The sequence below is a fragment of the Bacillus sp. DX4.1 genome, from assembly GCF_030348195.1.
Taxonomy (GTDB): Bacteria; Bacillota; Bacilli; order Bacillales; family Bacillaceae_G; genus Bacillus_A.
The window spans coordinates 1,953,143-1,967,714 of sequence record NZ_JAUCFT010000008.1; the positions used below are offsets into that span (position 1 = coordinate 1,953,143).

15 protein-coding genes are annotated in these 14,572 nt (G+C 35.3%); 11 read left to right on the forward strand and 4 right to left on the reverse strand.

What is annotated here, in order from left to right; all coding sequences use genetic code 11:
• The first annotated feature begins 22 nt into the window (after positions 1 to 22).
• From QUF99_RS12875 to QUF99_RS12885, 3 genes are all read left to right on the forward strand, one after another.
• Positions 23 to 976, forward strand: a complete 954-nt coding sequence (locus QUF99_RS12875; RefSeq protein WP_289370523.1) for an ATP-grasp domain-containing protein — start codon at positions 23 to 25, stop codon at positions 974 to 976.
• 503 nt (positions 977 to 1,479) lie between these two features.
• On the forward strand, positions 1,480 to 3,159 hold the full coding sequence (locus tag QUF99_RS12880; RefSeq protein WP_289370524.1) for a copper resistance CopC/CopD family protein: 1,680 nt from the start codon (positions 1,480 to 1,482) through the stop codon (positions 3,157 to 3,159).
• 26 nt (positions 3,160 to 3,185) lie between these two features.
• Positions 3,186 to 3,809: a YcnI family copper-binding membrane protein gene (locus QUF99_RS12885; protein ID WP_289370527.1), complete on the forward strand. Its 624-nt coding sequence runs from the start codon at positions 3,186 to 3,188 to the stop codon at positions 3,807 to 3,809.
• Between the two features lie 68 nt (positions 3,810 to 3,877).
• Here QUF99_RS12885 and QUF99_RS12890 read toward each other — a convergent pair whose 3' ends face one another.
• Entirely contained in the window at positions 3,878 to 4,789 is a 912-nt protein-coding gene (locus QUF99_RS12890; RefSeq protein ID WP_289370529.1) for a DMT family transporter, read from the reverse strand.
• A 97-nt stretch (positions 4,790 to 4,886) separates the two neighbouring features.
• Between QUF99_RS12890 and QUF99_RS12895 the strand changes: the two genes are divergently transcribed.
• The 8 genes from QUF99_RS12895 to QUF99_RS12930 all read left to right on the forward strand — a co-directional run bounded on the left by QUF99_RS12895 (position 4,887) and on the right by QUF99_RS12930 (position 11,145).
• Positions 4,887 to 5,756 (forward strand): LysR family transcriptional regulator, encoded by an 870-nt coding sequence (locus tag QUF99_RS12895; RefSeq protein WP_289370531.1) that lies wholly within the window; start codon positions 4,887 to 4,889, stop codon positions 5,754 to 5,756.
• A gap of 176 nt (positions 5,757 to 5,932) precedes the next feature.
• A complete protein-coding gene (locus QUF99_RS12900) occupies positions 5,933 to 6,385 on the forward strand; it encodes an Rrf2 family transcriptional regulator (protein WP_289370533.1) in 453 nt (150 codons plus the stop codon).
• Between the two features lie 101 nt (positions 6,386 to 6,486).
• Positions 6,487 to 7,137, forward strand: a complete 651-nt coding sequence (locus tag QUF99_RS12905) for a DsbA family oxidoreductase (protein ID WP_289370534.1) — start codon at positions 6,487 to 6,489, stop codon at positions 7,135 to 7,137.
• A gap of 94 nt (positions 7,138 to 7,231) precedes the next feature.
• Positions 7,232 to 7,834, forward strand: coding sequence for a nitroreductase family protein (locus tag QUF99_RS12910; RefSeq protein ID WP_289370535.1), 603 nt, complete (start codon positions 7,232 to 7,234; stop codon positions 7,832 to 7,834).
• Positions 7,835 to 7,863: 29 nt separating this feature from the next.
• Positions 7,864 to 8,271 (forward strand): nuclear transport factor 2 family protein, encoded by a 408-nt coding sequence (locus QUF99_RS12915; protein WP_289370536.1) that lies wholly within the window; start codon positions 7,864 to 7,866, stop codon positions 8,269 to 8,271.
• A 252-nt stretch (positions 8,272 to 8,523) separates the two neighbouring features.
• The gene (locus QUF99_RS12920; protein WP_289370538.1) at positions 8,524 to 9,054 is read left to right on the forward strand and encodes a GNAT family N-acetyltransferase; all 531 of its coding nucleotides are present in this window, start codon (positions 8,524 to 8,526) and stop codon (positions 9,052 to 9,054) included.
• Positions 9,055 to 9,644: 590 nt separating this feature from the next.
• Complete coding sequence (locus QUF99_RS12925; protein WP_286124580.1) at positions 9,645 to 9,773, forward strand: hypothetical protein; 129 nt, start codon at positions 9,645 to 9,647, stop codon at positions 9,771 to 9,773.
• Between the two features lie 328 nt (positions 9,774 to 10,101).
• Positions 10,102 to 11,145 carry an AI-2E family transporter gene (locus QUF99_RS12930; protein ID WP_289370541.1) on the forward strand — a complete coding sequence of 348 codons (1,044 nt, stop codon included), beginning with the start codon at positions 10,102 to 10,104 and terminating at the stop codon, positions 11,143 to 11,145.
• A 97-nt stretch (positions 11,146 to 11,242) separates the two neighbouring features.
• Here QUF99_RS12930 and QUF99_RS12935 read toward each other — a convergent pair whose 3' ends face one another.
• The 3 genes from QUF99_RS12935 to QUF99_RS12945 form a co-directional block, all read right to left on the reverse strand.
• A complete protein-coding gene (locus QUF99_RS12935) occupies positions 11,243 to 11,908 on the reverse strand; it encodes a nitroreductase family protein (RefSeq protein WP_289370543.1) in 666 nt (221 codons plus the stop codon).
• 53 nt (positions 11,909 to 11,961) lie between these two features.
• The gene (locus QUF99_RS12940; RefSeq protein ID WP_289370545.1) at positions 11,962 to 12,810 is read right to left on the reverse strand and encodes a VOC family protein; all 849 of its coding nucleotides are present in this window, start codon (positions 12,808 to 12,810) and stop codon (positions 11,962 to 11,964) included.
• A 534-nt stretch (positions 12,811 to 13,344) separates the two neighbouring features.
• Entirely contained in the window at positions 13,345 to 14,289 is a 945-nt protein-coding gene (locus QUF99_RS12945) for an L-lactate dehydrogenase (RefSeq protein WP_289370547.1), read from the reverse strand.
• Between the last annotated feature and the right edge of the window lie 283 nt (positions 14,290 to 14,572).

A 14,572-nucleotide genomic window follows, 5' to 3' on the forward strand; every position in this document is an offset into this window, starting at 1 on the left:
ACAAGAAAGGAATTGACTATACATGAGTAAAATTTACATATTGCATGAAAATAAGGAATGGACGGATCATTTGGTGAAAAGGCTAGATGAACTAGAGTTGCCTTTTGAGGAATGGTTTTTGAATGAGGGGACAGTCTCACTAGAACAGGAGCCGCCAGAAGGGGTTTTTTATAGCCGAATGAGTGCTTCTTCACATACGCGAGGTCACCGCTATGCACCAGAACTGACGGAAGGTGTAATTGCATGGTTAGAAGAACATGATCGAACCGTTTTTAATGGATCGCGAGCACTGCGACTTGAGGTTAGTAAATTAAATCAATACACAGCACTACGAAAATTCGGAATCAAAGTGCCAAAAACAATTGGTGCTGTTGGCCATGATAATATTATAAAAGCAGCCCGGGAATTAGGTGAAATACCTTTCATTACAAAGCATAACCGGGCAGGAAAGGGTCTCGGTGTTCAATTATTTCATTCCATTGAAAGCTTACAACACTATCTCGATGATCCGGCATTTGAAGAACCCGTTGATGGCATTACTTTAATTCAAGAATATATTAAGGCACCTGAACCATATATCACACGCTGTGAGTTTATAGGCGGACAGTTTGTATACGCGGTTAAAGTGGATACATCAGAAGGCTTTGAACTTTGTCCGGCAGATGCATGTTCAATTGATGATGCTTTTTGCCCAGTTGGAGAGAAAAGTAAAGAAATTCCTGCCAAATTTAATATTTTATCGGACTTCAACGAACCGATTATTGAACAGTACACGGCATTTCTGAAAGAAAATAAAATTGCTGTCGCTGGCATCGAATTTATTCGAAGCTTAGATGGAACGATTTATACGTATGATATCAATACAAATACGAATTATAATGCTGATGCAGAGTCTGTAGCTAATAAATTCGGTATGCTTGAACTAGCGAAATTCCTTGGAGCGGAATTAAAAAAACAAACAGCGCTAGTCAAATAATGATTGAAAACACCATGTGATGATGCAATTGATCTTGATTAAAAAATGAAAAAAGGTGTTACGCATAGACGTAACGCCTTTTTTGTTTTTCAAAAATGTTTAGGAATTGATAGGGGATTGAGACGTATAAAAATATTCTTCACATTTAATTCACAAATGATTCACTGTTTCTTTTCTTCTTTGAAAACTTATATTAGTATATTATATGTTATAATCGTAATTAGCTTTCGAAAGATAAGTAATGTTGTAAAGGATAGTTACTGATGGAGTGTAAATATGAAGGCGGACACATCCTGATTAAAAATCTCAACCCATGTTAATAAATGAGGTTATTCTTAAAAAGTGAAAGATAGTAGTTTTTCTATTCTTCATGGGAATAAACTCTGGTTTTTATATTGAGTAACTAAAACTTAACTATATTAAATATTTTTAGATAAATATTAAAAGAGGAAATACAATCTTTTAACTTTCAAAAAAATAGTGTCGTAAAAGAAAGAAGTGAAATGACTTTGAGTGTAATGAAAAAGTTAGGCGTATGGATGCTAATGGTATGCGTATTTATTATGTTAGTTCCAACTGCTACTTCAGCTCATGCTTATATTGCTAAAGCCACTCCTTCGGAAAATGAGACGTTAGTGAAAGCACCTTCTGTTGTAAGTATTGAATTTGATGAGGTGCTGCAATCCTCTAGTTTTAATACATTGTTCGTAGTAGATGCTTCAGGGAAACGTGTAGATTTAAAAAATGCTCATATTAAGAAAAAAAACCCGGAGGTAATGGAAGCTGGGGTGAAACAAAACATACCAAATGGTACATACTCGATTCAGTGGAAAGCGATTTCGGCAGATGGACATCCGATTCAAGGAGTCATTCCATTTAGTATTGGAACACCAGGGAAAGATTCTAGTAGCTTACAAACAAAAATAATTGGTTATATACCACAGGCGGATATGATTATTGAAAGGGGACTTTTATATACTAGTTTCGCCCTGTATATAGGGGTTATATTTTTTAACCTTTTGATTTACAAAGGGCAGGATAACCAATCTATTAAAGTTCATTCAAGAAGTAAAACAATCATTTGGTTGTCCTTGCTTGGAATGATGATTAGTTTGTTATTAAATCTACCCTTGCAAGCAAAAATTAATGCCGATGTTTCATGGATAAACGCATTTCATCCTTCGTTACTAAAGGAAACTTTGAAACTATCTATTTTTGGTTATGTATGGATGATTCAAATCGCTCTCGTTATCATACTTACGATCGTGACCTATTTTGCTATAAAACGAGGGAACCTTTCTTCCTTTAAAGCATGGACAACTCCAAGTCTCTTCCTAATAGGATTACTTGTCACGAAAGCAATCAATAGCCATTCATATGGTCTGAAGTATAGAGAAGTTGCTGTCGCTATGGATTTTTTACATTTGTTTGCTGCTTCATTGTGGATCGGAGGACTAGCCGCGATTGTCCTTCTTTTACCTAAAAGTAGTATAAATGAGAAAGGTAATAAGGGGAATTGGAGTATGTATTGGGATGCAATCCAGCGATTTTCTCCTTGGGCAATCGGTGCTGTAATAGTCATTTTGATTACTGGGCTTTTTAACAGTACATTCTTTATTCCAACTATTCATTCGCTTTTTGATACAAGGTATGGATTAGCGTTGTTAGTAAAGGTGATTTTATTTGTCGGGATGGGTGTGCTAGGAATTACTCATTTTGTGAAGAGTAGGATGAGAAGGAAGAAAGGTCTTGGTACTACAGCAAAAATCGAATGGGGCATAGGTATTAGTATTCTAGTAATTGTAGCCATTCTGACGAATTCACCAACCCCGCCGATGCCGCCAACAGGTCCTTTTATGGAGAGTAAACAGCTTGATAATGGGTATCAGCTTACATTGAATGTGAGTCCGAATAGAGTAGGAATGAATACATTTCATATTGATTTGAAGGATAAAAATGGACAACCTGTCACTGACATAGAACAAATTATACTGACAACGTCATCCTTGGATATGGAGATGGGAAAAGGTACATTTAAAGTTCCACCTGTGTCACCCGGAACGTATCAAACAGAAGGGATGTATATCAATATGACAGGGAAATGGAACATACATGTTCACGGGCTGATGAAATCTCTTGATAGTTTTGATATAGATTTTAATCTCATGGTAGGTAGTCGATAACCACTGATAAAGGAGTTCGTATTAGAATGAAAAAAACAAACAAATTATTAATAAGCATGTTTTCAATAGTAGTTGCAATGGGGCTTTTTTCATTACCCGTTAGTGCCCATGTAACTGTAAAGCCAGCTACTTCCGGAGCGGGATCTTGGGAAACGTATACGATAAAGATACCTGTTGAAAAGGATATGCCAACAACGAAAATTACTTTGAAAATGCCAGAGGGAGTCGAGTTTCAGCAATATGAACCGGTACCTGGATGGAAAGTAGATGAACAGAAAGATGCATCTGGAAAGATTAAGTCGGTTATATGGGAAGCGACTGGAGAAGGGATTTTACCTGGACAATTTCAACAATTCACGTTTGTTGCTAAAAATCCAGACAAAACGCAGAAGGCTGCTTGGGATGCGTATCAACAGTATAAAGGTGGGGATATTGTAGAATGGACTGGAGATGAGGGAGCAGATAACCCGCACTCTCTTACTACGATTACAAAAAGTACATCATCAACGGGAGAACATGGGGAAGCGCATGTTTCGGATACGAAACATACAGAAAATACTAGTATGCCAACAACGACAATGATTTTATCGATTCTTTCTGTTGTCCTATCAATAGGAGCCCTGGTTATTGCGCTACGCCGTAAAAAATAATGAGTGAATAAAAGAGAAATTTGAAAGCGCCTATTTTGAAAAATAGGCGCTTTTTTTAATAATTTGAATCAACATTTCTTAGGTTCAACTTGTTGTTTAATAGCAAGTGATTTAGGTTTCATATTCACACAACAGATGCTTACAACAATGAATAAGAGTCCAACAAAAAGGCTAAGTGTAATTGCTTCATGTAAAAAGATAGAACTTGTTATAATCGCAATAAGTGGAGTGAGAAATGTATAGGATCCCACTTTGCTTGCCTCTCCTGAGCCGATAAGTGTAAAGTAAGCTAACCAGCCCATTGCAATAACAAAGATAGAGACGAACAGTAATGTAGATGTAAATGGCACATTCCAAACAATACTAGACCAGCTTTCAAATTCTGATCCAAATCCGATTAAGAAAAAGCCACCAATAATCAGTTGAAGTGTAACCATCCAAATTGCGTTTACACGATTACCGGTTTTCTTAATGAACACCGTACCAAGTGCCCAGCCAAGGGAACAGCCTAAAGCGAGTAATATTCCAATGATAGAAATATGACCACTTAAACCACTCGAACTTATAACAGCAACACCGGAAAATCCAAGAATCAAGCCGAAGATTTTTAATCCATACATTGCTTCTTCGAGCCAAATCCAAGAGAAAATACCGAGCAGCACTGGCTGAAGGAAAACGATAGCTGAAAACAGACCAGCTGGCATATATTCAAGTCCTACAGTCTGAAGTCCATAAAATAATATGATATTAAGTAAAGCGGAAATAAAGTATAAATGCCATGTTTCCTTTAAGTTCAACTCTTTATATTTTGGCAAGGCAAAAATAAGTAAGATGAATCCGCCTAATACTGTTCTCAGTCCCGCAAACAACACTGGCGGCGTATAATGAAGAGCGAATTTAGACAAAGGCCAATTGATTCCCCACATGATGACAAGAAATGTGAGAAGTAAAGCCATTCTTGTTCGCGAAAGTTGTGTCACGTTAAGACCTCCTTGTTGTATTTCATTTCACTATGATATGATATGGGACATAATAAATAAAATGAATCTTTTTTATAAGGAGTATAAGTAATTCGTTATGACCATTACGCAACTTCAAGTGTTTGTAAAGACCATCGAAATGGGAAGTTTCACGAAAGCTGCTCAAAGTCTGAATATGACACAACCAGCTGTGAGCCACGCTATATCTAGTATTGAATCAGAATTAGGCGTCACACTAATCATTCGTGATAAGAGAAAAGGATTAATTCTTACTGATGTCGGGAAACGCATTCTTGTTCATATTCGAGAGATTTTGAATGGGATAGAAAAGGTGGAACAAGAAGTAGCAGCAGAAAAGGGACATGAAGTAGGGACAATTCGTATTGGAAGTTTTCCGAGTGCTTCCGCATATTTCTTGCCTAAAATCATTAACATCTTTCGGCAGAAATATCCGAACTTAGAGCTGATCCTTTATGAAGGAACACTTAAGGAAGTAGAAGATTGGTTATTGTCTCGCGCCATCGATATTGGGATCGTTATTCTTCCAAATGAAGAAATGGAAATTATCCCATTGACGAGGGGGAAAATGGTTGTGGTACTACGAGATGATCACACCCTATATAAGAAATCAGCTATTACAATACAGGATTTGAATAACGAACCAATCATTATTTTTAAAGGGGGATATGAACCTCCGATTATCGATATGTTTAAACAAGCCGGAGTACCGCTCCGCATTGAATATGCAGTTTCTACCGTAACGACATCATTAAATATGATACAAGAAGGGCTAGGTTTGGCCATCTTAGCTGAGTTATCCTTATCTAATCTACCCCCGAATGTTCGAACCCGAGAGCTAGAACCACAAGTTTGGAGAGAAATTGGTTTAGCTGTCCCTTCATTAAAGGAATCATCGCTTGCAGTCCAATTATTTATTGAAGAGGTGCAAGAACTGTTTTCTTTGTAGAATAGGCTTATCCCTTATATGAAGGGGGGCCTTTTTCTTTATTATTTTCTGCCCAAATTGTACGAGAAATGGAGGTTTAAAATAGATAGGAGTAAAAAAGTAAGTGTTTTTTATTAGAAAAGGTTGACTTATAGTTATGTTGTAACTATAATGATTACATCGAGGTGGTGATCATTATGAAAATTAGTAGCCGCTTTTCTATAGCTGTGCATATTTTATCTCTCTTGAAGAATAATCCACCTTCTATGTGTACCTCGGAATTTATGGCGGAAAGTGTAAACACAAATCCGGTTGTAATTCGAAAAATAACATCATATTTAAAGAAAGCTGAATTTGTTTACGTACGACGTGGTACAGGTGGAGCTGAATTATTACGGAATCTAGCTGAAATTACGTTGCTAGATGTATATCATGCAGTAAATGTAGTGGAAGAAGAGAAGCTATTCCATATTCATGAGCAGCCAAATCCTGCTTGTCCAATAGGAGCAAATATACAAGGTGTTTTAGAGGTTATTTTAGTTCAAGCACAAGAGGCAATGGAACAAATGCTCAACAGTATTACAATGGAACAATTAGTTACATCATTACAAAATAAGATAAATGCTTCAAAGCAACTAGTAAGTAATTAGATGCAATTCTCTATAAAAGAGAGTGCATATTTTTTTTCCCAAGTTGTAACTATATAAGTTACAACTTGGGGGTGATAAAAAGAAAGGCAAGGTGTTATAAAATGACTGTGAAAATTAAAGTGTATTCTGATTTTATATGTCCATTTTGTTTTTTAGGAAAAGGTCCATTAGATGAAGTCGCTCAGGAGAAAGATGTAGAAGTAGAATGGATGCCATTTGAATTACGCCCAAGTCCATATTCGAAAATTGATCCATGGAACGAACCTGACAAATTGGGTTCATGGGATTCTTTTATTCTTCCTACCGCAAAAAAATTAGGAATTGACATGCGTTTACCACGTGTTTCTCCTCATCCATATACACATATGGCTTTTGAGGGATATCATTTTGCAAAGGATCATGGAAAAGGAAATGATTTTCACCACAGAGTGTTTACAGCATTTTTCCAAGAAGAACAAAATATTGAAGATATCGATGTACTAACGAAATTAGCAGGTGAAGTGGGACTTTCTGAAAGTGCGTTTAAAGAAGCTTTAGTGTCTCGAAAATATAAAGAAACACATCAAAAAGCTATGGAACATGCTTATGAAGAAGCTCAAATTATGGCTGTTCCAACCGTTATGATTGGAGAAGAAGTAATTCAAGGACTTGCTAGTAAGGAAATGTTAGAACGAGTTATCGATAAAGAATTAGAAAAGGATAAAACAAATGCATTTGATGGCATGCAATGTACGACTGATGGATATTGCTAATACTAGCTATTAGTGGCACTACTCGTACTTGAACTATTAAATCAATTTGTTTCAATCAATTATTTTTAATAAAACATACATTGGAGGAATTAAAATGTCAGTAACTACAACAAATTTAAAAGAAGCTATGATGAACCGTCGTTCAATCCGTAAGGTGACAAAGAATGCAAATATTACAAAAGAAAGAATAAATGAAATTGTAACAACAGCTTTACATGCACCATCATCTTTTAATATGCAAAGTGGACGTATAGTTGTATTAATGGATACAGAACATGAAAAGTTATGGGATCTTGTAAAAGAAGCACTTCGTCTCCGCGTACCAGAAGAAAATTTCGGCGCAACAGTTGAGAGATTACAAGGTTTTCGTGATGGAGTAGGAACAATCTTATTCTTTGAAAACCAAGAAACGGTAGAGCAAATGCAAGAAAAAGCACCATTATATAAAGAGCAATTCCCATATTGGTCTCACCAAGGAAGTGCAATGTTGCAATATGCTGTATGGATGTCATTATCTGCAGAAGGAATTGGAGCATCCCTGCAACATTACAATCCAATTATCGATGCAGAAGTAAAACAAGCGTGGGATATTCCGGGGGAATGGAGTTTAGTAGCTCAAATGCCATTTGGTGAACCAAATGAACAACCAGGTGAAAGAACATTCTTACCTGCCCAAGATGTTGTGAAATTTTATTAAATCTTACAGGAAAGCGTAGGGAAGACTGTATGAATGAACGAACAAATTTAGAAATTATTCGCAGTACGTATGAAGGGCCATCTTCTTCAAATGCGCAACACTTAATGGATGCTCTTTCAGAACAGGTAGAATGGACAGAAGCAGCTGGTTTTCCATATGGCGGAACGTATATCGGCGTAGAAGCAGTGATGGAAAATGTATTCAGTCGTTTGGCATCCGAATGGAACGATTATAAAGCAAGCGTGCATACGTATCATCAAGTGGAAGGGAAAGACGTTATTATCGCTGAAGGTGTATACTCTGGCATATATAAACAGTCTGGAAAAGCATTTCAAGCAGATTTCGTACACGTTTGGGAATTGAGTAATGGAAAAGTTGTAAAGTTTAAACAGTATGTAGATAGTCATACTGTTCAAAAAGCAATGGCATTGTCGTAAGCATCAGTTTGAATTTTAAAAAAAGAAGCTATTTTGAATGTTTATTTCAAAATAGCTTCTTTTTTTATTGGCTCCGTTAAATAGTTCTGTTAATATTCAATTAAATTGAAAGAATGTTCTATTGTGTTTGTAACTGGTGCAACGTATGCTAGGTTAACCTTATTAAGATTTAGTATTTAGAAAAACGTCTTATTGAACAAACGGGACAGTTTAGTTGAAGAAAGAAAATTTCATACTAAAGGGAGTGGGAGAATGTTTCCTATACTAGAAACAGAACGGCTAATCTTGAGAGAACTGACAGAATATGATGCACAAGATATTTTTAATTGCTTTTCTAACGAAGATGTCCTACGTTATTATGGACAAGGCCCATTGACAAGCATAGACCAAGTAAAACAAATTGTTGGGGTTTTTGCAAGGAACTACAAAGAAAACCAAGGTATTAAATGGGGAATAGAAATAAAAGGCAAGGAAGGAATTATCGGAACAATTGGATTTCAGGCGTGGTCTTCTGAACATAAGAGAGCTGAAGTCAGTTATGCACTTTTTCCTGAAAAATGGGGAAATGGATATGCTACTGAAGCTGTTTCCGAAGTTATATCATACGGTCTGAAAGAGCTTGGTTTAACTCGTATTGGGGCTATTGTCTTTATTGAAAATGAAGCATCAAACAAATTATTAACAAAACTAGGCTTTGAAAAAGAAGGAGTTCTGAGAGATTATATGTATCAAAATGGTGTTCCATATGATGCGAATGTTTATTCCATATTAAAAACGAGTTAGTAGATGGGTTGCTTACTAGGGCGTAAAATAAATTTACCATCATCTAAAACTAGAAGCTCCAAACTGTAATATAACTGAAAGAGTCCTTCATTTGAGGGGCTTTGTTTTTAATCCCGTATTAACGAGCAGCTCAAAGTTCTACAAGAAGCAAAGAAGTTAGGTGGGAGATAAACTGCTCGTAAAAGCTCGATTAGTTGAACTTTATGAGAAAATCACGTTGTTATAGAAAGAACGGGGGACTTTCATATAAATGAAGTCTCTTTTTTTGTTGTTTAAAATCAATAATACGCTTTAACAGAGTATTTTTATCCCGCATTAACGGACTGTAAAACTCCCACCTCAAAACTTGAGGATTACAAAGAAGTTTAGGTGGGAGATAGACAGCCCGTAAAAGCCCGATTGGTTCAACTAATAATCAGTGGGGGATGAAGAAAACCCCCACTGATTAAAGTTTCACTTTATTAAAAGTAATTATATGAAAGAGTAAGGATTTTCATTTTAGGGAAGTAATACAGAAAAACATACCTTGTTTTTGGCCAGCTAAAAATAAAATTCGTAGTTCCTATTAAAGATTAAAAAGGATGTGTAGTATGAACAAAGAGAAAAAGTATACAGTTGTTGGTACAGATATTGAAGAGGTGAAACATCTTAATAAACATTCAGGTTTAACTTATAATCAAGCAAAAGAATTATTAGCGAAACGGATAAAACATAAGTAGGTATACGTTTTTATAAAAAAAGTATGAGACTAAAGAATATTGATTTCACAAATATTTTTTGGAGGATCTATTCCAAGTCTCATACTTTTTTATTTTTTTATAAAGATAATCAAAAGGTATTTGTAGTCTAACGTTTTGAAAAGAAGAATAAAAAAGAGGATTCTTTCAAAGTAAAGGGAAAGATTATCTTGATTATTTCATAAAATGTTTTAGAATAGGTTTTTTGTAAAAGAATGGGAAAGATAGAATTTCCATCGGCGGGATTGTACTGCTCATTAGTGTAGAATAAATGGAACATGAAGGATTTGGAAGGGGAGATGGAGTCTAAATGATGCAGATGAAAAATTTCTTTCAAAGTAAAGTGTTTCAGAAATTACTCATATTAGGTTTCTTAGCCCTTTTATTATACGGGCTAAAAAGTATGATTCATTTAATATTAATCACTTTTATTCTTATATTTTTAATGGATCGATTTCAAAAGTATATCTCTCGGAAACTTGATCATTTTGTTTTGATGAATCGAAAAATCATTATCGCCTTTTTATACATTGTATTAGTAAGTGGGATTGTCATTACATTGTATAAATATTTACCTGTGATTATGGTTCAAATTTCACAATTAATTTATCAGTTTAATGTATTTTATAAGCATCCTCCTGATAATGAAGTGGTCAAATATGTAATTGCTACAATTGATCAGATGGAGGTATCAAAATATATCGAACAAGGTGTAGATGTGATCTATCAATCGGTAGCTAATATTGGGAAAGTGAGTTTGCAAATTTTACTGTCTCTTATCTTAAGCTTATTTTTCTTATTAGAAAAAGAGCGTATCATTACATTTACCTCTAAATTTAAAGAAAGTAAGCTTGCTGTTTTCTATCATGAGATTGCGTACTTTGGGCAGAAATTTGCACGTTCGTTTGGAAAGGTTATTGAAGCACAATTTTTAATCGCGATTGTAAATTGTATACTTTCCTTCATTGCACTGTGGATTTTAGGATTCCCGCAGCTTCTTGTATTAACAGTTATGATTTTCTTGCTTGGTCTCATTCCGGTTGTAGGCGTCATTATTTCGCTATTCCCACTTTGTATTATCGCTTATAATATCGGTAGTATTACATATGTGGTGTATATATTAATTTTTATTACAGCTATTCATGCATTTGAAAGTTACTTTTTAAATCCGAAATTTATGTCTGCAAAAACGAACTTACCAATTTTTTATACTTTTATGATTCTCATATTTTCGGAACACTTTTTCGGAATATGGGGACTTATTATCGGGATTCCAATCTTTATATTTTTACTTGATGTACTCGAAGTGAGAAATGAAGAGGAAGATCGTGTAAATCAGGGTATAGATCAATAATATATAATAGCCTGAGCCGAATAATATATTTCGACTCAGGCTATTATGCTGCTTATGATTCAGCAGGGAACGGTTCATTTGTTTGTCTAGTTATAAATTATTTAAAAAATTTAATACGTTCTTCTGTTGGTTTAAATTCTTTATCACCAGCTGGAGCAACTGGTTTACCAAACGGCATTTGAGCAATCAAATTCCAGCTGCTTGGAATATTCCATTCTTTTTTCACTTGATCGTCGATAAGAGGGTTATAGTGTTGCAGCGTTGCGCCAAACCCTTCAAGTTCTAAAGATGTCCAAATGACAAATTGAAGCATACCAGATGATTGTTGTGACCATACCGGGAAATTATCTTTATATAGAGCAAATTTCTCTTGTAAATATTCAATTACGCTGTTGTCTTCAAAAAATAATACTGTACCATAACCGTTTCCAAATGCTGTCATTTTTTCTTCTGTTGAACTAAATTGATCAGCAGGTACGATTTCTTTCAATGTGTTTCGTGTAATGTTCCACAATTTATCATGTTGTTCACCTAGTAACACGACTACTCGTGCACTTTGTGAATTAAAAGAAGAAGGGGTATGTTTTACAGCATGATTCACAATTTCTTGAATACGTTCGTCTGAAACGACTGTATCTTTACTAATTCCGTAGATAGAACGTCTATCCGCTATAGCAGAATAAAAATCTTTTTTTGTATCTTCTGCACGATTTACTTCTTCTTGACTAGCTGAACTTCCGAATAATTTATTTAAAAAACTCATTTTATGCACCACCAAATTTTATTTTTTTCATTTTTTCTATTTATATAACTTCTTTAAATACATAATTGGATATGATTACCTGAGGGATCTTTTGTCACAATGACTCCATCTTTTGTTGTTACGGATGCGCCGATTTCTTGAAGGCGCTGTACAGCTTTGTTTCGTGTTTCCTCATCAGGGAACAAGAGTGAAAAATGTTTTAATCCCACACTGTTTGCCGAAGGAGCAGGTGCACCAACACCATTCCATGTATTTAAGCCAATGTGGTGATGGTATTTTCCTGATGAGATAAACAGTGCTTGATGACCGTATCTGTTCACAACATCAAATCCAAGACCAGCACAATAAAATCCCTCTGCTTTGCCTAAATCTGAAACATGTAAATGGATATGTCCCATTACTGTACCACTTGGGAAACCCTTCCAAGTTTCTCCGTTTGCTTCTGATAAAATGTCATCCGCGATAGGTTCAGTTGTCATTGCTACTTGTCCGTGATTCCATTCCCATGTTTCATCGGGACGGTCTACATAAATTTCAATTCCATTTCCATCAGGATCCGCTAAATAAACCGCCTCACTTACAAGGTGATCGGAAGCCCCTTGTAATGGATAATCCGATTGGATGAGGTGATTTAATACCTTTGCTAAATCAGAGCGCTGTGGTAATAAAATTGCAAAATGGTATAAGCCAGTTGTACGTGGTTGCTTAGGAAATACATCTTTTGGTTGTTCAATTGTTAAAAGTGGCGTTTTTCCATCAGCTGTTAGCACAGCTTTTGTTTCTGATTGCTCGAGTAATTGGAATCCTAATTTTTCTTTGTAAAACGCAAGAGAGCGTTCTAAATCGGCAATTAATATGTGAACGTGACTTACGAAAGTATAAGGATGACGTTGGAATTTCATCATTGCTCCTCCTTTGATGATTAAAATGTTAGTGATGTAACAATAATTAAAATTTATCACGAAAAACATTAAATGTTATTTAATTACTTTATGTAAGTTAGTATAGAATTGTATTTAAATTATGTCAAGTACATTACTAAAAATAATTTAAAAACTTGTAAGAACACAAAAAAAGAATTGAATGATGATGTGTGAGTGATTTCTTTCTGAGGATATATATGACAGGAGGAGGTGAATTTTTAGTGAAATGAAAAAAGAAGCAGCTGAGCCGCTCCTTTTTATAACTTTATCCCGCATTAACGTGCAGTAAGACCCTCACCCCAAAGTTCTGAAAGAAACAAAGAAGATAGGTGGGGGATAATTGCGCGTAAAAGCCCGATTGGTCAGGACTAATAATCAGAGAGCGATGAAGAAAACTCCCACTGATAAAAGTTTCACGTTATATTTTACATAAACAACGTCATAAAAAATGCCTTCTGAAAATAAGAAGGCATAATAAATTAGAAATCCTATGGACGAGAAACGAAGTTTACTTTAAAGTATTGGTGACATTGTTTCTTTTAGTACTTGTACAGAGTGATCGAATTTCAATTCTTCTTCTTCACTTAATTCAACTTCTAAAATTTCACGAACTCCTTGACGATTAATGACCGAAGGAACACCGATATAAACATCATTTTGCCCATATTGCCCTTCAAGATAAGCAGATACTGTTAATACACTGTTCTCATTATTTAAAATGGCTTTTGTTATACGTAAAAGCGACATGCCAATTCCATAGTACGTCGCACCTTTACGCTCGATAATGTGATAGGCAGCGTCACGTACCTTAATAAAGATTGCATCTAAATCGGTTTGATTATGCTGATTGTCTTTTTCAAGAAGGGTTTGTAGCTTTTGAATCCCAATTGATACATGACTCCATACTGGAAGCTCCGTATCACCATGTTCACCAATAATATAAGCGTGAATATTATGAGGGCCTATATTAAAATATTCCCCTAACATATAGCGGAAACGAGCAGAGTCAAGAGTTGTACCAGAACCAATCACACGCTCTTTTGGTAATCCAGATTCTTTCCAAGTTACATATGTTAAAATGTCAACTGGGTTAGTCGCAATTAAGAAGATACCATCAAATCCAGTTTCCATAACGCTCTGAACGATTTGTTTAAAGATTTTAGCATTTTTTTCAACTAAGTCTAAACGAGTTTCGCCTGGCTTTTGTGGTAACCCTGCAGTAATCACAACAAGGTCTGCATCTTTGCAATCTGCATAGCTGCCTTTCCATACTTTTGTTGGCGCTGGTGCAAAGGGAACTGCATGACTTAAGTCCATTGCTTCTCCTTCTGCTTTTGCTTCGTTTACATCAACAAGAACAAATTCTTCCACGACACCTTGGTTAATCATACAGTATGCATAACTACAACCGACAGCTCCTGTTCCAATTAAAACTACACGATCGATACCTTTTTTCATTTTAAAAATCCTCACTATTTCATTTATTTTCGTCTCATGTTAACTTAAATCGTATCTTCACGATATTTTTTACACGTACTCTAGTTCTTTCAAGTTTAATGCAACAGATTCTACATATAAGAAAAATATAGCATATCCAAAAATAGTTTATTCCACTTTAAAAAAGATATTCAATTGTTTCAAAAACACCTGTAGTGTACACTCTTAAACGGGCAGAATTACTCATAGGCATCTTTTTCCTTGAATATAATGCAATGAAGTCCTTTTGAAGAGGAGTAAATAA